At 70.5% G+C, this 24,546-nt stretch carries 15 protein-coding genes and 1 pseudogene; 7 read left to right on the forward strand and 9 right to left on the reverse strand.

Features of this window, described 5'->3' with window-relative positions; genetic code table 11:
* The first annotated feature begins 264 nt into the window (after positions 1–264).
* The 3 genes from BLW82_RS41000 to BLW82_RS41010 all read left to right on the forward strand — a co-directional run bounded on the left by BLW82_RS41000 (position 265) and on the right by BLW82_RS41010 (position 6,047).
* Positions 265–480 carry a DUF4177 domain-containing protein gene (locus BLW82_RS41000; RefSeq protein ID WP_089106991.1) on the forward strand — a complete coding sequence of 72 codons (216 nt, stop codon included), beginning with the start codon at positions 265–267 and terminating at the stop codon, positions 478–480.
* A 631-nt stretch (positions 481–1,111) separates the two neighbouring features.
* Positions 1,112–5,386 (forward strand): discoidin domain-containing protein, encoded by a 4,275-nt coding sequence (locus tag BLW82_RS41005; protein WP_093507295.1) that lies wholly within the window; start codon positions 1,112–1,114, stop codon positions 5,384–5,386.
* 157 nt (positions 5,387–5,543) lie between these two features.
* The gene (locus BLW82_RS41010) at positions 5,544–6,047 is read left to right on the forward strand and encodes a DUF1203 domain-containing protein (RefSeq protein WP_093507297.1); all 504 of its coding nucleotides are present in this window, start codon (positions 5,544–5,546) and stop codon (positions 6,045–6,047) included.
* A gap of 147 nt (positions 6,048–6,194) precedes the next feature.
* On the opposite strand, the pseudogene BLW82_RS41015 reads toward BLW82_RS41010, so the two are convergent.
* Positions 6,195–6,332: pseudogene (locus tag BLW82_RS41015) on the reverse strand (peptidoglycan-binding protein); the annotation flags it as partial.
* Between the two features lie 20 nt (positions 6,333–6,352).
* Between BLW82_RS41015 and BLW82_RS41020 the strand changes: the two are divergent.
* On the forward strand, positions 6,353–7,099 hold the full coding sequence (locus BLW82_RS41020; RefSeq protein WP_093507299.1) for a phosphotransferase family protein: 747 nt from the start codon (positions 6,353–6,355) through the stop codon (positions 7,097–7,099).
* Between the two features lie 105 nt (positions 7,100–7,204).
* Here the strand turns inward: BLW82_RS41020 and BLW82_RS41025 are convergent, their stop codons facing one another.
* From BLW82_RS41025 to BLW82_RS41050, 5 genes are all read right to left on the reverse strand, one after another.
* Positions 7,205–8,905 carry an MFS transporter gene (locus BLW82_RS41025; RefSeq protein WP_093507301.1) on the reverse strand — a complete coding sequence of 567 codons (1,701 nt, stop codon included), beginning with the start codon at positions 8,903–8,905 and terminating at the stop codon, positions 7,205–7,207.
* Positions 8,906–9,526: 621 nt separating this feature from the next.
* Positions 9,527–10,567: a LacI family DNA-binding transcriptional regulator gene (locus BLW82_RS41035; protein ID WP_093507303.1), complete on the reverse strand. Its 1,041-nt coding sequence runs from the start codon at positions 10,565–10,567 to the stop codon at positions 9,527–9,529.
* 83 nt (positions 10,568–10,650) lie between these two features.
* The gene (locus tag BLW82_RS41040) at positions 10,651–12,399 is read right to left on the reverse strand and encodes a discoidin domain-containing protein (protein WP_093507305.1); all 1,749 of its coding nucleotides are present in this window, start codon (positions 12,397–12,399) and stop codon (positions 10,651–10,653) included.
* Positions 12,400–12,412: 13 nt separating this feature from the next.
* The gene (locus tag BLW82_RS41045) at positions 12,413–13,507 is read right to left on the reverse strand and encodes a DUF1996 domain-containing protein (protein WP_093507307.1); all 1,095 of its coding nucleotides are present in this window, start codon (positions 13,505–13,507) and stop codon (positions 12,413–12,415) included.
* Positions 13,508–13,932: 425 nt separating this feature from the next.
* Positions 13,933–14,415, reverse strand: a complete 483-nt coding sequence (locus tag BLW82_RS41050) for a hypothetical protein (RefSeq protein WP_177233229.1) — start codon at positions 14,413–14,415, stop codon at positions 13,933–13,935.
* Positions 14,416–15,116: 701 nt separating this feature from the next.
* On the opposite strand from BLW82_RS41050, the gene BLW82_RS41055 reads away from it, so the two are divergent.
* From BLW82_RS41055 to BLW82_RS41065, 3 genes are all read left to right on the forward strand, one after another.
* On the forward strand, positions 15,117–15,857 hold the full coding sequence (locus BLW82_RS41055) for an SDR family oxidoreductase (RefSeq protein ID WP_093508555.1): 741 nt from the start codon (positions 15,117–15,119) through the stop codon (positions 15,855–15,857).
* Positions 15,858–15,918: 61 nt separating this feature from the next.
* Positions 15,919–16,818, forward strand: a complete 900-nt coding sequence (locus BLW82_RS41060) for an SDR family oxidoreductase (protein WP_093507309.1) — start codon at positions 15,919–15,921, stop codon at positions 16,816–16,818.
* A 10-nt stretch (positions 16,819–16,828) separates the two neighbouring features.
* Positions 16,829–17,161, forward strand: a complete 333-nt coding sequence (locus BLW82_RS41065; protein ID WP_093507311.1) for a nuclear transport factor 2 family protein — start codon at positions 16,829–16,831, stop codon at positions 17,159–17,161.
* 102 nt (positions 17,162–17,263) lie between these two features.
* Here BLW82_RS41065 and BLW82_RS41070 read toward each other — a convergent pair whose 3' ends face one another.
* From BLW82_RS41070 to BLW82_RS41080, 3 genes are all read right to left on the reverse strand, one after another.
* Positions 17,264–18,928: a ricin-type beta-trefoil lectin domain protein gene (locus tag BLW82_RS41070; RefSeq protein WP_256216135.1), complete on the reverse strand. Its 1,665-nt coding sequence runs from the start codon at positions 18,926–18,928 to the stop codon at positions 17,264–17,266.
* A 119-nt stretch (positions 18,929–19,047) separates the two neighbouring features.
* Positions 19,048–21,513, reverse strand: coding sequence for an RICIN domain-containing protein (locus BLW82_RS41075; RefSeq protein WP_093507315.1), 2,466 nt, complete (start codon positions 21,511–21,513; stop codon positions 19,048–19,050).
* A 261-nt stretch (positions 21,514–21,774) separates the two neighbouring features.
* Positions 21,775–24,408: a PA14 domain-containing protein gene (locus BLW82_RS41080; RefSeq protein ID WP_093507317.1), complete on the reverse strand. Its 2,634-nt coding sequence runs from the start codon at positions 24,406–24,408 to the stop codon at positions 21,775–21,777.
* Positions 24,409–24,546 lie beyond the last annotated feature (138 nt).

Genomic DNA, 24,546 nt, shown 5'->3' on the forward strand with positions numbered 1-24,546 from the left:
CGACACAAGGCGCCAGTAACGTCGACAATCATCCCTTGATGCCCGTGGTTCGCAACCCGCGGCGTCCTGCTCGCCCTGGCGTGGGCGCTGCCCTCAGGGCCGCTCCGGTGCGCAGGTCGCGCCGCTGGGGCGGACATCGTGCATGTCCCGTCCCTGAAGCAGAAAATCCGAGGCCCGGCGCTGCGCGGCGGCACCGGGGATGATTGGCTGGCCCCGGCCGATTCCCACCCGACCCGGCTCCGCCGGCAGGAGGACCCCGCAGTCATGAGCAGTGCCTACGCGTACGAATACAAGGTCGTCACCTTCCGGGAGTCGCTGATCGGCGACGCGCTCGACAGCGACAAGCTGGAGAAGGTCCTCAACAAGCACGCCGAGGACGGCTGGGCCCTCAAGGCCATCACCTCCGCCGACGTCAAGGGCCGCATAGGTCCCGGAGCCGTCGAGGGCCTGCTCCTTACCTTCGAACGCCCGCGCGGCTGACCGGAACACAGCCGGCCGCAACCCGAACGCCCCCCGACCCGCCGAGGTCCGGGGGGCGTTCGCCGTCCGCAAGCGGGCGAAAGACGACGTGATGATCGTCCGGGCTCCGCGGGTCGCCGCCGGGCCCGGTGTCCGCACCGCCAGGAACGCGAGCGTGTCGGCACTTTGCCCGTCGGACGACGTGGTGTCCGAGGCGCCTCGTCCTTCACGCCTGGCGGCTCTTGGCAGCGCAACCATGGCGCCGCGGTAACGCAAAAAATTGCGTGAATTACGTCCACTTGCACCGAGGGACGCAAGTGGTGTGCGCGACTCGCGTGTGGGGTCGGGTCGCACTCCGTCAAGCGAAGTTCCCTTTCCAGCCCGCTCTTTGGGTACTGCGGGGGCTCTGGTGCCGGATGCGCGCCCTCGCCGTCACGGGTTCGTGAGTGCTTCTGGTGAAATTTGTGCAGTCCTGGCTGTAGACGGGCTCACATCGCTCTGTAATATTTCGATGAAACAATGCAAAAGTCTGCGTATTGCTTCTCGCGCCACTCCGCTGCACCGCATCGCACCTTTCTGCACCACTCCGTCAGGAACGAGCCGCCCTCGCCGCCCCCTCCGGCGTGCGAGCCTCCGCAGGAAGTGACCCCGCATGACTCGACACAAGCCGAGATCCTGGAGACGGCGCACAGCGACCGCTGTGCTCGCCTCCGCCGTCATGGTTCTGGGCCTGCCCGCCGTCGGCGCACACGCGGCAGGCGGCCCGAACGCCGCCGCGGACGCCAGGACCACGGCAGGCAGCGCCCGCGCCGCACATGCGGCCGTCAACGTCACCGACGGCGACACCGACACCTACTGGCAGGCCGGGAAGAAGTCGGCCCAGTGGGTCCAGACCGACCTCGGTCGGACCATGCGCGTCCGCGAGGTCGTGCTGCGACTGCCCGAGCGGTGGCAGACCCGCAAGCAGACGCTGGCGCTCCAGGGCAGCGCCGACGGCAAGAGCTTCGCCACGCTCAAGTCGGCGGCGCAGTACGTCTTCAGTCCGGGCGACGACAACACCGTGAAGGTCTCCTTCCCCGCGACCCTCGCCCGTTACGTGCGGGCCGACTTCAGCGCCAACTCGGTCGCCGGCACCGCCCAGCTCGCCGAGCTGCAGGTCCTCAGGACCGCCGCCTCGACGCCCAACCTCGCCCTGGGCAAGACCTTCAGCGAGAGCGGGCACGCCGACGTCTACGGCGCGGCCAACGCCGGTGACGGCAACCGCAACACCTACTGGGAGAGCACCAACAACGCCTTCCCGCAGTGGCTCAAGGTCGACCTCGGCTCCTCGGTCCAGGTGAACCAGGTGGCGCTGCGGCTGCCCAGCGGCTGGCCGAGCCGCAACCAGACCCTCAAGATCCAGGGCTCCACGGACAACCAGAACTTCACCGACCTGACCGCGTCGAAGGCGTACGCCTTCAACAGCTCCGACGACCAGTCGGCGACCATCAGCTTCGACACGACCACGACGCGGTACGTACGGGCGTACTTCACCGCCAACGACGGCTGGCCCGCCGCGCAGGCGTCCGAGCTGGAGGTCTACGGACCGGCCACCGGCGACACCCAGGCACCCACCGCGCCGGCCAACCTGGCCTACACCGAACCGGCCTCGGGGCAGATCAAGCTGACCTGGAGCGCGGCCACCGACGACACGGGGGTGACCGGGTACGACGTCTACGCAAACGGCCAGTTGCGGGCGAGCGTCGCCGGGAACGTCCTGACCTACACCGACTCCCAGCCGGCCGGCACCGACATCACCTACTTCGTGCGGGCCAAGGACGCCGCGGGCAACGTCTCCGCCAACAGCAACAGCGTCACCCGCAAGGGAGCGAGCGGCGACACCCAGGCCCCGACGGCACCCGGCAACCTCGCGTACACGCAGTCCGGCAACGACGTGAAGCTCACCTGGCAGGCGTCGAGCGACAACGTGGCGGTCACCGGCTACGACGTCTACGCCAATGACCAGCTCCTCAAGAGCGTGGCGGGCGACGCGACGACGTACACCGACACCCCGTCGGCGACGGCCACCGTCACCTACTACGTGAAGGCGAAGGACGCCGCCGGGAACGTGTCGGTGGCGAGCAACAGCGTCACCCGGCCCGGGAACGGCACGGGCTCCGACCTCGCCCAGGGCAAGCCCATCGAGGCCTCCTCGTACACCTTCACCTACGTCGCCGCGAACGCCAACGACGGCCAGATCGGCACCTACTGGGAGAGCGCGGGCGGCGCCTACCCGGCCACCCTCACCACCAAGCTGGGCGCCAACGCCGACCTCAGCCAGGTCGTCGTCAAGCTCAACCCGGACCCGGCCTGGTCCACCCGCACCCAGAACATCCAGGTGCTCGGCCGCGACCAGGACGCGACCACCTTCACCAGCCTCGCCGCGGCGAAGGACTACACCTTCAACCCGGCCACCGGCAACACCGTGACCATCCCGGTCTCCGGCGCCGCCGCCGACATCCAGCTCAAGTTCGCCTCCAACACCGGCGCCCCCGGCGGACAGGTCGCCGAGTTCCAGGTGATCGGCACCCCGGCCGCCAACCCGGACCTCAAGGTCACCGGCATCACCAACTCACCCACGGCTCCCGTGGAGTCGGACGCCATCAGCCTCTCCGCGACCGTCACCAACAGCGGCAGCAAGGCGGCCAAGGCCACCGACCTGAACTTCACCCTCGGCGGCACCAAGGCGGCCACCGCCGACGTCCCGGCCCTCGCGGCGGGCGCCTCGGCGACGGTCACCGCGAGCATCGGCAGCCGGGACGCGGGCAGTTACCCGGTCGGCGCCCAGGTGGACCCGTCCAACAAGGTCATCGAGCAGAACGAGGGCAACAACACCTTCACCCGCTCCGACGCCCTCGTCGTCAAGCCCGTCTCCAGCTCCGACCTGGTCGCCGCACCGGTCGCCTGGACGCCCTCCAGTGCCTCGGCCGGCGACAACGTCGCCTTCACCGTGGCCCTCAAGAACCAGGGGACCATCGACTCCGCCTCCGGCGCGCACGGCGTCACCCTCACGGTCCAGGACGCGAACGGCGCCACCGTCAAGACGCTCAGCGGCTCCTACAACGGCACCGTCGCCTCCGGACAGACGACCGCGCCGATCAGCCTCGGCTCCTGGACCGCCGTCAACGGCAAGTACACCGTGAAGACGGTCATCGCCGACGACACCAACGAACTGCCGGTCAAGCGCACCAACAACACCACCACACAGAACCTGTTCGTCGGCCGCGGCGCCGACATGCCGTACGACATGTACGAGGCCGAGGACGGCACGGTCGGCGGCGGCGCCAAGGTCGTCGGCCCCAACCGCACCATCGGCGACCTCGCGGGCGAGGCGAGCGGCCGCAAGGCGGTCACCCTCGACGCCACCGGCGAGTACGTCGAGTGGACGACCCGCGCCGCGACCAACACCCTGGTCACCCGCTTCGCGATCCCGGACGGCACCAACGCCACCCTCGACGTCTACGTGGACGGCCAGTTCCTCAAGGCGATCGACCTCACCTCCAAGTACGCGTGGCTGTACGGCAGCGAGACCGCGCCCGGCAACTCGCCCGGCTCCGGTGCCCCGCGCCACATCTACGACGAGGCGAACCTGCTGCTCGGCAAGACCGTGCCCGCCGGTTCCAAGATCCGCCTCCAGAAGGACGCGGCGAACACCGCCAGTTACTACGCCGTCGACTTCATCAACACCGAACAGGCGACCGCGGTCGCGAACCCCGACCCGGCCGCCTACACGGTCCCGGCCGGCTTCACCCAGCAGGACGTGCAGAACGCCCTCGACAAGGTCCGCATGGACACCACGGGCAAGCTCGTCGGCGTCTACCTCCCCGCCGGCGACTACGACACCTCCAGCAAGTTCCAGGTCTACGGCAAGGCGGTCAAGGTCGTCGGAGCGGGCCCCTGGTTCACCCGCTTCCACGCGCCCGCCTCGCAGGAGAACACCGACGTCGGCTTCCGCGCCGAGGCCACGGCCAACGGCTCGACGTTCGCCGGCTTCGCCTACTTCGGCAACTACACGTCCCGGATCGACGGCCCGGGCAAGGTGTTCGACTTCTCCAACGTCTCGAACATCACCATCGACAACATCTGGGCCGAACACATGGTGTGCCTCTACTGGGGCGCCAACACCGACAACATGACCATCTCGAACTCCCGCATCCGTGACACGTTCGCCGACGGCATCAACATGACGAACGGCTCCACGGACAACCACGTCGTCAACAACGACGCCCGCGCCACGGGCGACGACAGCTTCGCGCTCTTCTCGGCCATCGACGCCGGCGGCGCCGACGAGAAGAACAACCTCTACGAGAACCTGACCTCCACCCTCACCTGGCGCGCGGCCGGCATCGCCGTCTACGGCGGGTACCACAACACCTTCCGCAACATCCGCGTCGCCGACACCCTCGTCTACTCCGGCATCACGATCTCCTCGCTGGACTTCGGCTACCCGATGAACGGCTTCGGCACCGATCCCACGACGATCGAGAACGTCTCCCTGGACAGAACCGGCGGCCACTTCTGGGGCTCCCAGGTCTTCCCCGCCATCTGGGCGTTCTCCGCCTCGAAGGTCTTCCAGGGCATCCGGGTCAACGACGTCGACATCGACGACTCCACGTACGGAGGCGTCATGTTCCAGACCAACTACGTCGGCGGCCAGCCGCAGTTCCCGGTGAAGGACACCATCTTCACCGACATCTCCATCACCAACTCCAAGAAGAGCGGAGACGCCTTCGACGCCAAGTCCGGCTTCGGCATCTGGGCCAACGAACTGCCCGAACCCGGCCAGGGTCCCGCCGTCGGCGAGGCCACCTTCCGCAACCTGCGGATGAGCGGCAACGCCCAGGACATCAAGAACACGACCACCACGTTCAAGATCAACATCGAGTGACTCCCGAACGGCGGTGAAGGGAAGGGGCGCCCCCCGGCGGGGGCGTCCCTTCCCGCCGTGCCCGGCCCCGCCGCGGTGACCGGCGTGCGGCTCCGGCGTCGAAGCCGGCGTCCGGATCCCGCCAGCGTCCCCGGCGGGCGGGCGTCACGCTGCACACATGAATCCCACCTTTCCTCCCCTGCCCATCCCCGCCGCGGCCCTCAGGGAACTGCGCGTCCAGGACGACGCGGGGAATCCGCCACGCCCGTACCCGGACGACGAGGGCGGCGCGCCGCTGCGCTGCTGCCTGCGGTCCAGTACCCGGGGAGAGCTGATCGCCCTCGTGTCCTACGCCCCGCTGCGCCGGTGGGCGGCGCAGACGGACGCCGATCCCGGGGCGTACGACGAACAGGGACCGGTCTTCGTCCACGCCGAGGACTGCGGCGGTCCGTCCGGGGAGAACCTCGGCTACCCCTGGGCACGCCCCGGTGCCCTGCGCGTCCTGCGCCGCTACGACGGGCGAGGCCACATCACGGGCGGCCGCATGCTGGAGCTCCCGGCCGACCCCGACCTCGCCTTCGAGCACGCACTGGCCGAGGCGTTCGCCGACCCCGAGACCGCCCAGGTCCACGTCCGCGCCGTCGAACACGGCTGCTACCACTTCCGCGTGCAGCGCCCCTGACAGCGGAACGCCGGGCGGGGCACCCACACCCCGCCCGGCGCACCGGCACGGTGACGCCGTCGAGCCCGGCCCACCACCCGGCCCGGCCCCGGCTCCGTTCCCACGGCCTGCTTTCCGGCGGGCTCCCTCGTTGCGCAGCCTGCTCCACGTCTTCGGGCCGACGATGCCGTCGGCGGGCAGACCGCGATGGGTCTGGAATGCCTCGGCGGCACTGGTGGTGAGAGGGCCGAAGACGCCGTCGACTCCCCCCGGGCCCACCACAATTCCGGCGACATCGGCGATCATCCCCGGAATACTGGTCGCCCATGGACGAGGTCGAAGTCGTCGTCGCCCACTCCGAGCGCGCGACGCTGCGCGTCGGCGACGTGTTCTTGAAGGTGGACGCCGATCACGCGCGCATCGAGGTCGAGGTCGAGGCGATGGGCCTGGTGCCGGTCCCGACTCCGGAGGTCCTGTGGCGCAAGCGGCCCGTGCTCGCCATCGCCGCCGTCCCGGGGACGGCGCTCGGCCGGCTCGGTCAGCCGTCGGCCGCTTCGCCGGCGGCATGGGCCGCGGCGGGTGCCGCCCTCCGGCAGTTGCACGAGGCGCCGCTGCCGCCCTGGCCCGGCCGCCGCCGCCGGGGTCCCGACGAGCTGGCGGCGGAACTCGACGGCGAGTGCGAGTTGCTCGTGGCGAACGGCGTTCTGCCCGCCGACCTGGTCACCCGCAACCGCCAGGTCGCCGAGGCCGCGATCCGGCCGTGGACCCCGGTGTTCACGCACGGCGACCTGCAGGCCGAGCACGTCTTTGTCGACGGCGACGAGGTCACCGGCATCATCGACTGGTCCGAAGCGGGCCGGGGCGACGCCCTGTTCGACCTCGCCACCCTGACGCTGGGCCACGAGGAGCACCTCGGCGACGTCATCGCCGGTTACGGCACCGACGTCGACCTCGACGTGCTCCGCGCGTGGTGGTCGGTGCGAAGTCTGCTGGGGGTGCGCTGGCTGGTCGAGCACGGCTTCGACCCGTCCGCGCCGGGCTGTGAGGTCGACGTGCTGAGATCCCGGATGTGAGGCCGCGCGGGCCGGACTGCCGCCCGTGCACCGAGGGGACCCGGCACGTCACCGGGGACGGCGGGCAGGGGAACCCCTGCCCGCCGTCCAAGGCTCCGCGTCCGGTCACTCCTCGGCGGCGGCCAGGGCGGTCAGCTCGCGGTTGACGGCCAGTTGGTGCGCCTCGGCGTCCATGCGCGCCTTCTTCGGGCTCCACCGGCCCGCCATCACGAAGACGAAGGGCAGGAAGACCACCTGGCCGCCGACGCAGATCCACCACCAGGTGCGCCATTCACCGGGGCCGTCCTTCGACGCCTTCTGGACCTTGGTGCCGTACTCCTTCAGCACCTTCAGCTGCGGACCCGCCTTCTGTACGACGGCGAGGTTCGCCGCGCCGACCTCCTTGACGGCGCGGGCGCTCAGCGCGGGAGGGGTGGTGGCCGGGGTGTATTTGTCGAGCTCGGCGAAGAGGTCCGGATGCGCGTCGACGATCGCCAGCGCGGGCGCCGCCTGCGCCGAGGCGGCCTTGACCTCGGCGCCGTGCTCCACGAGCGGGGTCACGGAGGTGACCAGCACCGGGATGAAGGCGGCGGAGACGGCGACCACGATGCGCACGGTCCAGCCCCACACCGCCAGACCCGCCGCGGTGGCCGCCGGGTTGTGCTTCTCCACCGTCTCGGTGAAGCTCGCCATCCAGGGCGCGTAGGCGATACCGCTGAAGAGGCCGATGCCGACGAACAGCCAGGCGAAGGTGTAGTAGCCGGTCGTCAGGTGGGTGGCGCGGGTGGCGAAGACCGCGGTCACCGCGATCGAGCCGGCCGCGCCGACGATCATGAAGGGCTTGCGCACCTTCAGCCGGTCCGAGGCCAGACCGACCAGGACCAGGGCGATGGCGTTCGCTCCCCAGTACCAGTTGGCCAGCGCGTTGGTGCGCTGCTCGCTGTAGCCGAAGACGGTCGAGAAGTACACGACGAAGTTGCCGACCGCCGCGTAGTACAGCAGCAGGAACACGGCGACGGCGAAGGCCGAGCCCAGCACGTCCAGGCGCATCATCTGCCGCCACTCGCCGCGCCGCAGCGCCTCGGTGTCCAGCCCCTTGGCGCGTGCCTCGACCAGGGCCCGGTCCCGCAGCGTCACCATGATCTGGTCCCGCAGCGCCGGGGACAGCTCGCGCAGCGCGACGATCGCGAAGACGAGGACGACGAACCCGGCGATCGCCGAATAGCGCAGCTCGTCCTGCCAGGTGGCGCTGTCGAGGGTGTTGCTGGTGACGACGGTGACCACCAGGGAGCCGATGACCGGCCCCATCGTCCAGTACCCCATCGCGGTGGCCCGGCCGAGCTGCGGGGAGAAGTCCCTGATCAAAGCCGGGGTGGCGACCAGCACGATGCCCTCGATGAAGCTGACGAGCGCGAAGAGCACCAGGTAGGTCGTCTTGTTCGCCGCGTCGGGCAGCCCGAAGAAGACCAGCAGCGCCGCGACCAGCAGTCCGTAGACCACCAGGTTCGCCCGGCCCCAGCGGTCCGCCAGACCCGCCACGAGCGAGGCGAAGGCCCCGACCGCGTTGCCGATCACCGAGACCCAGATGAAGTAGCGGTACGTCATGCCGAAGTGCGTGATGATCGACGTCGCCACCGCGTACTGGATGTACAGCATGTAGTACAGGACGACGGTGGTGACGACCACGATCGCGAGGTACCCCATGCGGCGGCCGGTGGGCGGATAGTCGGTCAGTTCGCGGCGGTACAGCCGGGCCAGCGGGGTGCCGGCGGCGGAGGGTGCGTCGGGTGCGGGTCTGTCGGTGGGCGGTGTCGTGGCAGCGGACATGCGGCTCCTCCCGGGGATTCCGGAGACCGGGTGGTGCGCGTCGGCGCGACGAGGCCTCGCGCCGGCCCGGCTCCGGGAGCGTGGCCAGAGGGTAGTACCGACTGGTCGGTACGCCTAGGGGGTCTGCGTGGCCGAAATGCTTTGCCCGGACGATCCGGTCACGTCTGTCGTGCCGACGGTCGGAACGGGCGTTCTCGGAGGGCGCCCACAGGGGGAGCGATCGCCGTGGGTGTCTTCGTGGCCGTCAGGGGTTGGCTGGAGTGCGACGAGCGACAGCTCGCCCAGGTCAGAAGGATCGTCGAAGCGGACGATCCCGACCGGACGTACAGCGGCGGCTGGGCCTTTCCCCCGCGGCAGTACAACTTCGCCAACTGGGTCTTCTTCGGGGCCCACATGCGCGCCCGGTGCGTCGACTGGTTCGTGGAGCGGCTGCGGAGCCTGGCACGCGTTCCGGCTTCCGACGACGACAACGACCTGATCCAGGGTCTGTTCATCGTCAGCCACGAGGTCGACGGCATGAGCGAGTGGCAGGTCCGCGACGGCACCGTGGTGATCCAGGCCGTCAGCGGGGCCTACGGGTTCCTGGACGATAGAACCCGCATCCGTGTGAAGCCCCCGGCGCTACGCCGAGTCGCGCACCACGAGCTTCGGGTCGAAGACGACCGACGTCGCCTCGGTGCGCGCGCCGTGGATGTGCTCGTCGAGCAGGCGGGCCATCTCGGCCGCCATCTCCTCCACCGGCTGGCGGATCGTGGTCAGCCGGGGCCGGCAGGTCTCGGCGATGCCGGAGTCGTCGAAGCCGACGACGGCGACGTCCTCGGGCACCCGGCGTCCCTGCTCCCGTACGACCTGGCAGGCGCCCTGCGCCATGAGGTCGTTGGCGGCGAACACGCCGTCCGTGTCGGGGTGCCGAGCCAGCAGTTCCGACGTGGCCGCGAGACCGCTGTCCAGGGTGAACCCGCCCTCGGCGACCGGGACGTAGGGGTGGCCGTGGCGGGCGAGCGTGTCACGGAAGCCCGCGAGCCGCTCCTGGCTCGCCTCCACGTCCAGCGGGCCGCAGACCGTGGCGGGGCGGCGGCAGCCGCGCGCGAGGAGGTGCTCCGCCGCGAGGCGGCCGCCGTCCCGGTGCGCCAGGTCCACGTAGCTGAGCGGGACCGGACGGGAGGGGCGGGCGAACAGCACCGCGGGAAGCCGGGCGTCGGCGAGCAGGGCCGGCAGCGGGTCGTCCGCGTGGGTGGAGACCACGAGGGCGCCGTCCGCGCGGCCCTGGCGCAGGTAGGTCACCACCTCCTCCCGAGCCTGAGCGGACTCGGCGAACATCAGGACGGGGTGCATCGAACGGGGGCGCAGGAACCCGACGATCCCGCTGACGACCCGTCCGAAGAAGGGATCCGCGAACACCGACGTGGCGAAGGCGTTCTGCCCGGCGTCCGTGGTGTCCCCGGCACCGGAGACCACCAGGGCGACGGTCTCGGACCGCCGGATCACCAGGGAACGGGCGGCCCGGTTGGGCGCGTAACCCGTCCGCTCGATGGCCCCGCGGACCATCTCCTGTATCTCCGGATCCACGTTGCGGATGCCGTTGACGACCCGGGACACGGTCGCCCGGGAGACACCGGCCTCCCGGGCGACGTCCTCGAGCGTCGGGGCCCGTCTGCTCATGCAGGCACCCTAACGGACCTGCGAAGGCTGGAGTAGAGCGCTCTCCCGGAGCGGGGTCCGCCGCTCCGGGAGAGCCGCGTCCGTCAGGCGTAGACGCCGAACTCGTACAGCGAGTAGCCCCAGCCGGTGCCCCGCGCGGTCCCGTTGACGCGCACGTAGCGGCCGGTCCCGGTGACGTCGAAGTCGTCGATCCCGCCGTTGCCGTCGGTCACGGTGTGCACGGTCCGCCAGTTCTGGCCGTCGTCGGAGGTCTGGATGGTGTACGCCTTGGCGTACGAGGCCTCCCAGGACAGCTGGACGTGCCGGAACGTGGTGCGGGTGCCGAGGTCGACCTGGAGCCACTGCGGGTCGCTCCAGTCACTGGCCCAGCGGGTGGCCTGGTCGCCGTCGACCGCGTTGGCCGCCGTGCACGGGCAGTCACCGTAACTCGCCTGGTACGACGAGGCGGTGGCGGGTCTGCCGCGGGCCACGTCGGTGCCGGACGGGACCGGCGGTACGACGCGGATCGAGCGGGTCTCCACGCCGACGTTGCCGTGCCCGTCCGTCGCCTTGACGTAGACCTTCCAGACGCCCGGACGGTCGGGCGCGGTGAACCTGAGACGGCCGCCGCCGAGGTCGGTGAAGGGCAGCGAGGCCAGGTTCTTGCTCTGGTCGATGTACATGCTGTTGTCGAGGACCTCGTAGGAGATCCGGTCGCCGTCGGGGTCGGTGGCCTGCACGGACAGGACGAGGTCGCGTCCGGCCTGCACCTGCCCCGCGCCGCCCTCCACGGTGAGGCCGGAGATGACGGGCGGGGTGTTGTCGTGGCCGGTGTCAGCGCCGTAGGCCCGCTTCACGGCGTAGTACGACAGGCGCTTCTGGCCGGCGGGCAGCAGGTTGAACCAGATGCCGCCGAAGTCGTACTCGGTGCCGTAGTGGAACATCGTGGCGCCGAGCGCGACCCCCCGGTGCCCGGTGACGCAGTTCCACGCACGGGTGTAGCCGTCGGCCTTCGCCTGGTCGGAGGGCTCCAGCGGGACCCCGTTGGCGTCGTCCGGGACCTCCCACTCGCCGGCCGGCCCGGTCTCGGTGACGATGTAGGGCTTGGTGTAACCCCCTTGCTGCCAGGCGGCCTTGACGTCGCAGACCGCGTTGTAGGAGTTCACGGCGTACAGATCGAGGTCCGGCGCGTTCTTCTTGAAGTAGGGCCAGGCGCCGACCCACGCGTCGGTGGACGTGACCGGATGGTTCGGGTCGATGGCGTGGATCTTCCTGGTGATGTCGTTGACGAGGGTGGTGTAGGCGTCGCGCTGCCTCTCCAGTTCGTCACCGCTGTAGCAGTTCTGCAGGCCGAGGACCGACTCGTTGCCGACGTCCCACATGAGCACGCCGGGGTTGTCCTTGTAGGTCTGCACCCACTTGGGGAACTCGTCGAGCACCTGGTTCTTGTAGGCGGTGTCGGTCAGGTAGTTGACGCAGCCGCCGCTGCCGGGTCCGCCGCCGGGCTGGAGCCAGAAGCCGGCGATCACCTTGATGCCGTGCGCGGCCGCGGAGTCGAACAGCGGCTTGCTGGTGGCGTCGGTGCCCCAGGTGCGGATGGTGTTGACGCCCATGGAGGTGAGGTCGGGCATGTACTTCTCGGCGTCCGAGACGCTCGGGCCCCAGGTCAGGCCCTTGATCTGGTACGGCTGCCCGTCCACCGTCAGCTGCCAGGCTCCCTGGCCGCCGGTGACCTTGACGACACTGCCTGCGGCGTGGGCCTGGGCGGCGAGGAGTCCGGCGGCCAGTACGCCGGCGGTGAGGGGTGCCGCGACGCGGCGGGTTCGGGTACGGATGCGGGTGCGTGGGGTCATTTCGGCAGGCTCCTCAGGGCAGTCGGTAGTGCTCGTCGAGCGCGGCGCCCGCCTCCGGGTGGGTCTCGTCGTAGCCGCGCGCGTCGCACTGGAGCCCGCCGACGATGCAGTGGCCGACCAGCGCCTGGAGGGTGCGGTCGTCCCACGCGTTGAAGAAGTCGTAGTGGAAGCTGTGTCCCGTCCCGCTGGAGAGCCGCACCTTCGACATGTCGCCGTTGACGGGGAAGGCCATCTTGAACTCGATCATCGGCAGGGCCACCGGGTGGTCGGCCGGGCAGATGTTGTCGTTCGTGCCGGGCTTGACCACGGGATAGGCCATGTGGCTCTTGTGGTCGGGGGTGTCGAGGTACCTGCCGTCCCAGCAACTGGGCGCCTGGAAGCGGATGTTGAGCTGGACGTCCGGCCGGTCGGGACAGGTCGCCGGGAACTCGGTGTTGAAGTAGCTGTCACCGCACTCCCAGCCCTCGACGAAGCCGGGGTGGTTGCGGAACTCGTCGGCGCTCTGCAGGGGGCTGCCGACGACGAAGCGCAGGCCCTTGGGGAAGGGCCGGACGCTGGTGTAGTCGGTGACGCCGGCCTTGTAGTAGATGACCTGCGGGCCGACGGGCAGGATCTGCTGGTCCCCGTTGTACAGGGTGGGCATCCAGTAGCCCGACAGGTCGCCGGGGGCCTTGCACGTGGTGCCGCCCGCGGACAGCGAGGCGGTGGTGCTGTACGCGTCGGTCGTCGTGTTGCCCATGAAGGCGTGGTCGTGGGACTTGCCCGGCTGCTGCGGGTAGACGATGGGGTCGTCCGGCCTGGTGCGGGTGACCGAGCAGTTGGCCTGGAACTCGTGGAAGTAGCGGTGCGGCGGGTCCTGGGTGGACGGCGTCACGCCGGTGACCGGCGGGTTCGCCGGGATGTAGCCGTCGCCGTCCGGGTCCTCCGGGGAGGTGGCCGTGGACGCGGCCATGGCGTGACCGGAGTGGGTGGCCGCGAACGAGCGTGCGGCGGCGCTGTGCGGTGCGGGCCGCCCGGCGCTGACGGCGACGCCGCCGAGGCCGAGCGAGGTCAGCAGGAGCGCGCCGGTGATCAGCGTGGCTGACAGGCCTTTCGATCTCCGTGGCATGGAGACCTCCTCCTGAACGGTGGGGGTGGCAGAGGCGGTCGCCGGGCGCCCTCGTGACGTGACGTCAGGTGGGCTGACGCGAGGGGGCGCCGGGAGACGTTCGGGAGAGCGCTCTCCCGCCGAGGAGTGTTGAGGGCATGCCATCGAGGTGTCAAGGGATCCGGCAGAAGCGGGCCCGGGAAGATTCCGACTCCCGCAGGGTTGCCGGGCATTGAGACTCACTAGTTAAATCAAGACGTGAACTAACCGCTGCGCCAGCGCCCTTGAGCCATTCCCCCCCGGGCCGACGTGGCGCCATGCGGGTTTCCTTCTCCACGCATCCGCGGAGGCCGTCATGAGACTCGGACTCGCCGGCATCGCCGCCGCTGTGCGGCGGCGCGCGCTCTGCCGCTCACCGGCGCCCTGAGTGGGCTCCGGGGAGGGGTTCAGTAGACCGTGACGTCCCAGTGGTTGCCCTCGTCGCAGTAGAGGTTGCCGGAGGCCGCCTGCCACTGCGGGTAGCCGTCACCGCGGTAGCCGATGTACGTGAAGCTGTTGTGCACATAGCCGTCCAGGCACGAGTTGTGCGCCAGGTCGACCTTGTAGCCGTTGTAGTGGCTGTAGGTGCCCGCCGCGTGGCCGACCTCGGTGCCGCCGGTGATGTTGATGGCACAGCCGCCGGCCCGCTTCAGCGTGATCATGGCGTCGACCGTGCCGGAGTTGATCTGGTCGAACGACGTGCACGTCGAGTTGGAGCGAGTGGTGCAGTTGCCGCTGGAACTCCAGGTGATGCCCGCGGCGGAGAGTTTCGCGGCCGCGGCCGACTGGGTCATCTTGGTGCCGCTGGCCTCGGCGGCCGGAGCCGCGAGGGCGAGGGCGGCCGCCGTGAGCAGAGCGGGAACGGCGAGCAGGCGAGGACGGACGGGCACGGAGCCTCCTGTGGTGGGGGAGAGGCGGGACCTGGTGACCTGGCGCCCCCACGCTAGCGGGAATCGGCGCTTGGGCAAGTGCGCCCTGGTCGAGGACGACCTCGACCGCACCCGCCCCGCGCCGCTCGCCCTCTGACGGGCCGTCTGCTCGCCGCCGTCCTGCGGCTCATCCCGGCGGGCGCTTCCGTCGTGCTCGCCGCACACGCCGGGGACGACGGTGGGTGGGGTCGAGGTGTGCGACGGAGGCCCCCGCCTGACGGAGGACGGCCCGACGGCCACCTTCGAACGCGGCGCTCTCCATGAGCGGTACCGGGGTCTGCGAACGCGGCGCTCTCCACGAGCGGTACCGGGGTCCGCGCCCGGTCGGCACCGGCCTCGGCCTCGCCGTCGCACGCCGCCTGGCCGCCCGCCTGAACGGCCCCCGGACCGCCCGGCCCTGGGCCCGGAAGGCGCGCGTCGCGTTCACCCCTGCGCCTGCCACCGGCCGGGGACACGGCACGGGACCCGTCGGCGGACCGGCGTCCGTCGTAGCCCCCCAGCCAGCGCCGGCACGGAGACCGCCCGCGTGCGGCGGCGGACACCTGGTGGAAAAGCCTCCACGGCATCCGGCACAGGACTCGCCCGAAGATATGGACGTGGCGTTCATTTGGTGGTTATATGAACGCGTCGTTCATTTGAATGCGTCGGAAGAGGAGACCCTCATGAGCACCCCCACCACCGAGCGTGTCGCACTGGTCACCGGAGGCTCGGGCGGCATCGGGCGCGTCGCGGCCGAACGGCTTGCCCGGGACGGCTTCGCGGTCGCCGTGCAGTACGCGGGGAACAGGGCAAGGGCCGAGGAGACCGTGGCCGCGATCACCGCCGCCGGCGGCCGGGCCCTGGCGGTCGGCGGCGACATCGCCGACGAGAGTGCGACGAGCGCGGCCTTCGACGCGGTCGAATCGGCCTTCGGCGGCATCGACGTGGTCGTGAACACCGCCGGCATCATGGTCCTCGCCCCGATCGCGACGTTCGACCTCGCCGACCTCGACCGGATGCACCGCACGAACATCCGCGGCGCCTTCGTCGTCTCCCAGCAGGCGGCACGCAGGGTCCGCCCCGGTGGCGCGATCGTCAACGTCTCGACCTCCGTGGTCCGCACCCAGCTGCCGGGCTACGGCGCCTACGTCGCCAGCAAGGCCGCGGTCGAGGGCCTGACCCTCATCCTCGCCCGTGAGCTGCGCGGCCGGGACATCACCGTCAACGCTGTCGCCCCCGGCCCCACCGCCACACCGCTGTTCCTCGACGGCAAGGACGACGCGGCCATCGCGAACTTCGCCAGGGCGACCCCGCTGGAGCGGCTCGGCGAGCCCGGGGACATCGCCGAGGTCGTCTCTTTCCTGGCCGGTCCCGGGCGCTGGGTCAACGGACAGGTCCTCTACGCCAACGGCGGACTCGCCTGACCCACCCCGCACACGCACCACCCGCCTTCCCGCACTGTCATCGCGAAAGGGAACCACACCCATGTCCACCACCGGCAACGTCGTCGTCATCACCGGCGCCTCCAGCGGTTTCGGAGCACTCACCGCCCGTGCGCTGGCGGACGCCGGGCACACCGTCTACGCCGGCATGCGCCAGACCGCCGGCCGCAACGCGCCCCAGGTCCGGGCAGCCGCCCAGTACGCCGACGAGCACCACGTCGACCTGCGGCCCGTCGAACTCGACGTGAACTCCCAGCACTCGGTCGACACCGCCGTCGCACAGATCGAGGCCGAGCACGGACGCGTCGACGTGCTGATCCACAACGCCGGGCACATGGTGACCGGGCCCGCCGAGGCCTTCACCCCCGACCAGCTCGCCGAGCTGTACAACGTGAACGTCCTGTCCACCCAGCGCGTCAACCGCGCTGTGCTGCCGGGCATGCGCCTGCGCCGGCGAGGACTGGTGCTCTGGGTGTCCAGCAGCAGCGTCAAGGGCGGCACCCCGCCCTACCTCGCCCCCTACTTCGCGGCCAAGGCCGCCATGGACTCCCTCGCGGTGTCCTACGCCGGCGAACTCGCCCGCTGGGGCGTGGAGACCTCGATCGTCGTCCCCGGCTCGTTCACCAGCGGCACCAACCACTTCGCTCATTCCGGCCACCCCGACGACACCGCCGTCGAAGCCGAGTACGAGAGCCGGTACCCCGGCCTGGTGGACCAGGTGGCGACCAAGCTCGCCGCGCTCGCCCCGGAGGACGCGCCCGCGTCGCTCGTCTCCGAGGAGATCGCCCGCATCGTCGCCCTGCCCGCCGGAGAGCGCCCCTACCGCGTGCACGTCGACCCCGCCGACGACGGATCCGAGGAGGTCTCCGAGACGGCGGACCGCATCCGCCGGGACTTCCTCACCCGCATCGGCCTAGCCGACCTGCTCACCGTCCAGAGCTGAGGAATCCGCCATGAGCACCATCGAAGTCCCCGCGGCCGTCCAGGCCTTCGTCGATGCCACCAACCGCGGCGACGCCGAGGCGTTCGCCGCCGCGTTCACCCACGACGCCGAACTCGACGACTGGGGCCGCGCATACCGCGGCCGCGACGGTGTGCGCGCCTGGGACCGGACCGACAACATCGGCGTGCAGGCGCACTTCACGCTGGACGCGATCGAACCCGGCGCGTCGGCCGGCCTCTATGTCGCGACCCTGACCGTGACCGGCAACGGATACAACGGCACCGGTCCCATGACCTTCCGCCTGCGCGACGGGCTGATCGCGAGCCTGCGGATCGCTCCGTGACACCGCGCGTGCCGCCCCCGGCATCGCCGCGGCCGGCGCCGCCCAGGATCGGGCGGGCGGGTGCGTGATCCCCGCCGGCTGCGGGGATCACGCACCTTCGGCTCAAGCCAGGGCGAACTGCTGGGCGCCGGAGCCGTTGCAGTCCCAGATCTGCAGCCGGGTGCCGTTCGCGGTGGCGCCCGACGGCGAGTCGACGCAGCGGCCGGTGGTCGGGTTGTACAGCGAGCCGTCGGTGTTGGCGACCCAGTTCTGGTACCCGCCGCCGTTGCAGGTGGCCAGCTGGAGCTTCGTGCCGGCCGTGCTGACACCGCCCGCTATGTCCAGGCACCTGCCCAGGGTGCGCAGGGTCTGGCCGTTCCAGGTCCACTTCTGGTCGAGCGAGGTCGCCTGCTGGCAGTCCCAGAGCTGGACCGCGGTGCCGTCGCCGCCGGTGTCGTCACCGGCCACGTCCACGCACTTGCCGCCCGGACCGTAGATGGGGGTACCGATGGCGAACTGCTGGGCGCCGGAGCCGTTGCAGTCCCAGATCTGCAGCCGGGTGCCGTTGGCCGTGGCACCCGAGGGCGAGTCGATGCACCGGCCGCTGGCCGGGTTCCGGAGCGTACCGTCGGTCTGCCGCACCCACGACTGGTAGCCGCCGCTGTTGCACGTGGCGAGCTGCAGCTTGGTGCCCGCGGCGCTGTTGCCGCCCGCGATGTCCAGGCACTTGCCGAGGGTCTGCAGGGTCTGGCCGCTCCACGTCCAGTGCTGGTCCTTGGCCGCCGACTGGCAGTCCCAGAGCTGGACCGCGGTGCCGTCGCCGCCGGTGTCGTCACCGGACACGTCCACGCACTTGCCGCCGGGACCGGTGATCGTCTGGCCGGTCACCGAACCGCCGCCACCGCCGGAGCCGGGACCCTTGTTGTACACGGCCACCGAGTCGACGACCAGCTTGCCGCCGGAGACCGTCGCCGCGTTCGGGCCCCCGCCGAAGGCGTCCGGGAACCCGCCGCCGATCGCCAGGTCGTAGATGATGAAGAAGGGGTGGTCGATCGCGTCGGACCAGGTCGTCGCGTCCACCTGGTTGGCGTTGACGGTGAAGAAGTTGTTCCCGTCGAGGTAGAACCGGATCTGTTCCGGCGACACCGAGCGGTCGATCTCCACCGCGTAGTCGTGGAAGCCCGTCTGGCAGCCGGAGCAGGCGCGCTCACCGGAACCGATGCCGGTCGACTCGTTGCACGGGCCGCCCGGGTTCACCCCGCAGTGGATCGTGCTGAAGACGGAGCCGCGGCCGTTGATGTCCTCCATGACGTCGACCTCGCCGGACTTCGGCCAGGTCACACCGGAGCGCAGCGGAGCGCCGAGCATCCAGAACGCCGGCCAGTAGCCCGCGCCGTTGGCGGTGGTGACGTTGGGCTGCTGCAGGACGGACTCGATGCGGACGACTCCGCCGGCCGGGGCGCCGAAGGAGGCCGACTGGGTCTCCACGCGCCCCGAGGTCCATCCGCTGCGCGGGTCGGAACCGGAGTGCAGGGCCTGGAGCACCAGGTGGCCCTGGCCGTCGTAGTAGACGTTCGAGGTGCTGTTGGTCATGGTCTCGATCTCACCGGTGCCGAAACTGCTGCCCGGCCCGGTGTCGTACTTCCACAGGCTCTGGTCGATGCCGGTGCCGGACGCGCCGTTGAAGTCGTCGCTCCAGGTGAGCGAGAAGCCCGCCGGTGTCGGGGGCACGGCGGCCTGGGCGGTGAGCGACCCGCTGACGGTGGCCGCCACCATGAGCGCGACCACGGGAATCAGACCGAGGGTCCTTCTCCATCTCCCGCGCAGTGGTCTTGCCGACCTCGATGTCATGTACCTGACCTCCAGTGATGTGAACGACGGCAGCGGAACAGGGCGGAGACCCGGCCCTACCCGAACTGCCACAGGTGGTCGGCGGTCCCGTTGTCGTCGTACTGGACGACGTGTGCGCTGTTGGCGGTGGACATGAGGTCGACGCCGAGGACCTTGCCGGAGTTCTTGTTGTGGATGCGGTACCAGCCGTCGCCGTTGTCGATGAGTTGCCACAGGTGGTCGGCGGTGCCGTTGTCGTCGTACTGGACGACGTGTGCGCTGTTGGCGGTGGACATGAGGTCGACGCCGAGGACCTTGCCGGAGTTCTTGTTGTGGATGCGGTACCAGCCGTCGCCGTTGTCGATGAGTTGCCACAGGTGGTCGGCGGTGCCGTTGTCGTCGTACTGGACGGCGTGTGCGCTGTTGGCGGTGGACATGAGGTCGACGCCGAGGACCTTGCCGGAGTTCCTGTTGCGGATCAGCCGGTACACGGCGACCGGCTGCCACGGGTGGCCGGTCGGTGACGCGGTGGGGAACGCGGAGATCCGCAGCCGGGCGGCGCCCATCGGAATCAGCGTCACGGTCTCGACCGCAGCGGTGCTGCGTGCCGGAGAGTCCTGCACGGAGGACACCACGTGCTGGTCGTCCGCCTGCCATTCGGCGATCCGCCGCGCGGGCGCGGTGATCCGGACCGGCGTCGTGTCGCCGCCGAACGGATCGTCCGGCAGCGGGCCGCCACTGCGGCTGAACGTCCAGGTCCCGGCGTCCGGCGCGAGTCCGTAGTTCCACGCCGTGGTGGCGTGCACCTCGTACTCGGGGAACTGGGAAGTGCCGCCGTAGCGCACGTAGTTCTCGCCGATGCCGAGCGCGTACGTGAGCGGTCCCCGGTCGACCGCGGTGACCCCGTGGTTGCCGGTCCAGGTGCGCAGCACCGTCGACTGCGGAAAGTGCAGCGTGACGGTGTCGCCGTCGTTCCAGGTGCGCCGGACCACCGTCCAGGACGGCCCGGCCGACGCGGAGACGACGGCACCGGCCGCGGTGACCTGCGGCGATCCGCACCAGCCGGGGATCCGCAGGTACAGCGGGAAGGCGAGCGGGTGCGGCGTGGAGACGCTCAGGGTGACCGTGTCGCCGAAGGGGTAGTCGGTGGTCTCGGTGACGGTCACCGCGGTGCCGTCGGCGACCTTCGCGGTGACCTGGCTGGGCGCGTACATCGCGGCAGCCAGCCCCTTGTCGGGGGTGGCGAGCCACAGCTCCTCGGTGAAATAGGGCCAGCCCATCCCGTAGTTGTGCGGGCAGCAGCGGTACTGGTCGACGCCCGGCATGTACGCCTGCATGGCGAAGCCGTTCTGGAACTGGCCTTGGGTCTTGGGGGTGTTGTCGAGGTCGACGCTGTTCGCGCTGGTGATGTAGTGGATGGCCTTGCCGGACGGATCGAGCGCCGCGGGCAGCGAGTTGAAGGCCAGGTCCTCGCAGCGGTCGGCCCACACCGCGTCGCCGGTGATCCGGGTCAGCAGCTGGTGGCTGGCCATGAACTCGACGATGCCGCAGGTCTCGAGGCCCTGCCGGGGGTCGCCGAATCCGGGCCGCGCGTTCTCGTCGCCCGCGAATCCGCCGCCCGGGAAGCGGCCGTAGGAGGTCATGACCGACGTGTAGTTCTGGTACGCCGCCTGGGTGAGCGCGGCCGACGGCGAACGCAGCGCGTACTGGGCGGGCTCGCGGAACCCCTGCGCGATGTTGACGTTGTGCAGCGACGGCAGGTTGTCGACCCAGTCGGCGCCGTTGGCATGGATCTTGTCGGCGAGGGCGAGCAGGAACGCGTCGCCCGTGCGGTTGTAGAGCCAGAAGACGCTGTCCAGCCCGTCGCCCCAGCGCAGCGACACCCAGCTCTGGTTGAACGCGGAGGGGCCCTGCGCGTGCATGAAGCGGAAGAAGCCGGTGAGCAGGGGGACGATCCGGCTGTCCCCGCTGTACTCCTGCCAGTTGCGCAGTGCCCAGGTCAGCGGCAGGAAGGGCCAGAAGTCCGGGCCGCCGCCGAGCGAGGTGCGCAGGCCGGTCGGACCGAACCAGCCGTCGGACTGCCGGGTGGCGACGATCGCGTCGATCCACTGGCGCACGGCGGCCAGCGCGGTGGCGTCCTTCGTGAGGATCGCCAGGTCGACGTAACCACGCAGCCAGTACGGGACTTCCTCCCAGCCGGTGCGCTCGGGGTGCACCCAGCCCGAGTCGGACATCACCAGGAAGTGCGAGATCGCGGCGTACTGGCCGCACAGACCGGCGAGTTGCTGCCGCAGCCGGTTGTCGAGCCAGCCGCGCGCGGTGACCGCGCCGGGCGGCAGGCGCAGAAAGGCGGTGGGGGACAGGGGCGCCGCGCTGGGGGAGTAGAGGCCGCCAGGGGCAGGCGTCACGCGCGCCGATGCCGAGGTGGGTGCGGTGCCGGTACCGCGCGCCGCCTGGGCGGGGCCGGCCGCGGCGAGCGGGAAGGCGCTCGCCCCGGCCGCGGTGAGCGCGCCGGCGACGAAGTGTCTGCGGTTCAGGGGCATGGGGGGAGCCTCCTGGCACGATCCGGGACGTGCGGGGACCAGGGCCCTGGAGTGGGTCACCGGGGCGCCTGGGGTATTTCAACGTTGGAAGGTAGAGACCAATCGGCATGACAGCACGGACGGGGGACCGTGTCCAGAGGGTGCGCAGGAGCAACGGGGCGGTCCGCCGCCGTTCGGGCGGCGGCGGACCGCACTCCTTTCAGGGATGGCGCAGGGCACTCGGCGCGGCGCGGGGAGGCGGGCGCCGATTCCGGTCGGGCGTCAGGCGGCGCACCCGGCCGGCGTGGCCCGTGAGGCGTCGGAGATCAGCGCCTGCTGGGCCGTCCTGAGCCGTCGGACGTCGGGCTTGACCACCTTGCGGTCGTACGTCAGCAGGCCGTTGAGCTCCCCCTCGACGTCCGAGATCTGGGTGTACACCGCGCCGTTGCCGCCCCGGCAGGCCAGCGCGTGGACCTCGGCGAGCTTGGCCAGGTAGTCGTCGGTGTAGCGCGCCGGGTCGACGTCGACGTACGACTGCTGCACCGACCACGCGTGTCCCGGCACCGCCAGGCCGAGGCCGCCGTACTCGCCGCTGACCAGGGCGCGTCGGCCGTCGGGATGGGGTGGCAGGGCCGGACTGGGATAGCCGTGCTCGTCCATGATGTCGCCGGTGCCGCCGTCCTCGCCGAGGTTGAGCCCGGACATGGAGTTGACCAGCCGGGTCGGGTCCCAGGACTTGGCCTGGTCGGCGATGCGGGCCATGTCGTACTGGCCCCAGCCCTCGTTGAAGGTGACCCACATGACGACCGACGGGCTGCTGTAGTGCTCGTCGATCATCTGCTTCATCTCGCGCTCGTACTCGGCGCGCGCCTGCGTGGACGGGTTCACCCCTGCCGTCATGGCGGGCATGTCCTGCCACACCATCAGTCCGAGCCGGTCGGCCCAGTAGAACCAGCGGTCGGGCTCGACCTTGATGTGCTTGCGCACCGCGTTGAAGCCCATGCTCTTGTGCATCTTCAGGTCGTAGGCGAGCGCCTCGTCCGTCGGGGCGGTGTACAGCCCGTCCGGCCAGAACCCCTGGTCGAGGGTTGCCATCATGAAGACCGGTCTGCCGTTGAGCAGGGTGCGCGGGACGCCGTTCACCTTCTCGACCCTGACCGACCGCATCCCGAAGTAGCTGCCGACGCGGTCTGCGCCGACCGTCACCTTCAGGTCGTAGAGGAACGGGTCGTCGGGCGACCACAGACGGGGTTTGTGCAGGCGCAGGGTCAGTGGTGTGCCGCTGCGGCCGGTGACCGTGGCCACCTTGCGCCTGCCCTCGTAGGCGGTCGCCGTGACCGGCAGGCCGTCGCGGACGCCCTGCGGCTCGACGGTGAGGGTGCCGGCGTCGACATCGGGGGTGAGCCTGAGCTGGTCGACGTGGTCGGTGGCCACCGGCTCCATCCACACCGTTTGCCAGATCCCGGAGGTCGGCGTGTACCAGATGCCGCTCGGGTCCAGGCGCTGCTTGCCGACCGGCGGGTTCTCGCCGTCGGCCGCGTCGGTGGGGTCGTAGACGCCGACGATCAGCTCCTGGGTGCGGCCGGGCTTCAGCGTGTCGGTGATGTCGGCGCTGAACTTGTCGTAGCCGCCCTGGTGTTCGGCCACCTTGGTGCCGTTGACGTACACCTCGGCGCGCCAGTCGACGGCACCGAAGTTCAGCTGCAGCCGCCTGCCGGAGCCGATCTTCCAGCCGGCCGGAACGGTGAAGGTGCGCCGGTACCACATGCGATCCTCATGCCGTTCGAGCCCGGACAGCTGGGACTCCACGGGGTAGGGGACGAGGATCTTCTCGCCGAGCCTCCTGCCCACCGGCGGCTGCTCGCCCGCCGTGGCCGCGGCGAACTGCCAGGTGCCGTTGAGGTTCTGCCAGTCACCGCGGGTGAGCTGGGGCCTCGGGTACTCGGGGTGGGCGTTGTCCGGCCCGACCTGGCCGGCCCACTTGGTGCGCAGCTCGTAGGTCGACTTGTTGGCACCGCTGCTCCAGAAGGAGCCGACAACGTTGCCATCCGTGCCGGCCAGGCCGCCCTGACCGTCGTAGCGCAGGTCGGCGAGGCCGGACGCGGTGCCGGTCTTGTTGCCGACGACGGGCTCCTTCAGCGTGACCAGCAGCTTCCGGGGGTCGGCGGAGTCCAGCCGGGCGTCGCCCAGGGGCCAGCCGGCGCCCCCGATCACGGCGTCCAGGTGGTCGCCGAGTCCGGCCGGCGGCGAGCCGAGCGGCTGTGCGAACTCCAGGGCGAGGGTACGGCCGCTCGCCTGGACGGTGGTGGACACGGCGCCGTCGTAGTCGTAGCCGTCGGGCAGCCGGAACGCGGACTGAGGTACGGCTGTCTTGCTGCCGCCAGGCGGGGTCCAGCGCAGGTGGAGATTGGAGCCGCCGTAGTGCTCGAAGTACTCGACCTTGATGTCGTAGGGCTTGCCCGCGGTCAACTCGACGGGCTGGCCCGTCTGTTCGACGTCCCAGTCGTCCACCCAGTGGTCGATGACCAGCCGGCCGTCCACCCACAGGCGGAAGCCGTTGTCGCCGATGATGGAGAAGGTGGTGGGGCCGGTCTTCTCCGGGACGATCTTCCCGGTCCAGCGGACGCTGACGTCGTCCGACTGGCCGGTGGCGAAGTCCAGGCGCGGCTCCAGGGTGTCGAAGTCGAGGTTCGGGTCGAACCCGGTGGCCTTGAGCTCGTGGAAGTCGAAGGCGCCGGGGGCGGACTGGGTGTAGTAGTCGCCCCTGAGGCCGTGGACTTCGACGGGATCGTCGGCCGCGGAGGCGGCGGCCGCGGCGGAGGCCGCGGTGGCGGCGGGTGGAGCGGTGAGGCCGGCCAGGCCCAGTGCCGCGGCGAGCAGCAGGGCGAGGCGCTGCCCGAGAGGTCTGATGCGCACGAATCCTCCTTGGGTGAGGAAGGGTGGCGGCTCGTTGCTTCTGTCTGTACAACGTTGGAAGGAACGGCAGTTGGCATGAGAGCACGGCTCTCGGCCTGTGTCCAGGGACATGACAATCCCGGGGGCGCGGGGCACCCA

The organism is Streptomyces sp. Ag109_O5-10, from assembly GCF_900105755.1.
Lineage (GTDB): Bacteria > Actinomycetota > Actinomycetes > Streptomycetales > Streptomycetaceae > Streptomyces.

Coding starts and splice junctions, on each gene's coding strand:
- BLW82_RS41040 (WP_093507305.1), bottom strand. CDS start 12,399: ATGACCCCACGCACCCGCATCCGTACCCGAACCCGCCGCGTCGCGGCA.
- BLW82_RS41025 (WP_093507301.1), bottom strand. CDS start 8,905: ATGTCCGCTGCCACGACACCGCCCACCGACAGACCCGCACCCGACGCA.
- BLW82_RS41020 (WP_093507299.1), top strand. CDS start 6,353: ATGGACGAGGTCGAAGTCGTCGTCGCCCACTCCGAGCGCGCGACGCTG.
- BLW82_RS41010 (WP_093507297.1), top strand. CDS start 5,544: ATGAATCCCACCTTTCCTCCCCTGCCCATCCCCGCCGCGGCCCTCAGG.
- BLW82_RS41065 (WP_093507311.1), top strand. CDS start 16,829: ATGAGCACCATCGAAGTCCCCGCGGCCGTCCAGGCCTTCGTCGATGCC.
- BLW82_RS41000 (WP_089106991.1), top strand. CDS start 265: ATGAGCAGTGCCTACGCGTACGAATACAAGGTCGTCACCTTCCGGGAG.
- BLW82_RS41045 (WP_093507307.1), bottom strand. CDS start 13,507: ATGCCACGGAGATCGAAAGGCCTGTCAGCCACGCTGATCACCGGCGCG.
- BLW82_RS41060 (WP_093507309.1), top strand. CDS start 15,919: ATGTCCACCACCGGCAACGTCGTCGTCATCACCGGCGCCTCCAGCGGT.
- BLW82_RS41005 (WP_093507295.1), top strand. CDS start 1,112: ATGACTCGACACAAGCCGAGATCCTGGAGACGGCGCACAGCGACCGCT.
- BLW82_RS41055 (WP_093508555.1), top strand. CDS start 15,117: ATGAGCACCCCCACCACCGAGCGTGTCGCACTGGTCACCGGAGGCTCG.
- BLW82_RS41075 (WP_093507315.1), bottom strand. CDS start 21,513: ATGCCCCTGAACCGCAGACACTTCGTCGCCGGCGCGCTCACCGCGGCC.
- BLW82_RS41035 (WP_093507303.1), bottom strand. CDS start 10,567: ATGAGCAGACGGGCCCCGACGCTCGAGGACGTCGCCCGGGAGGCCGGT.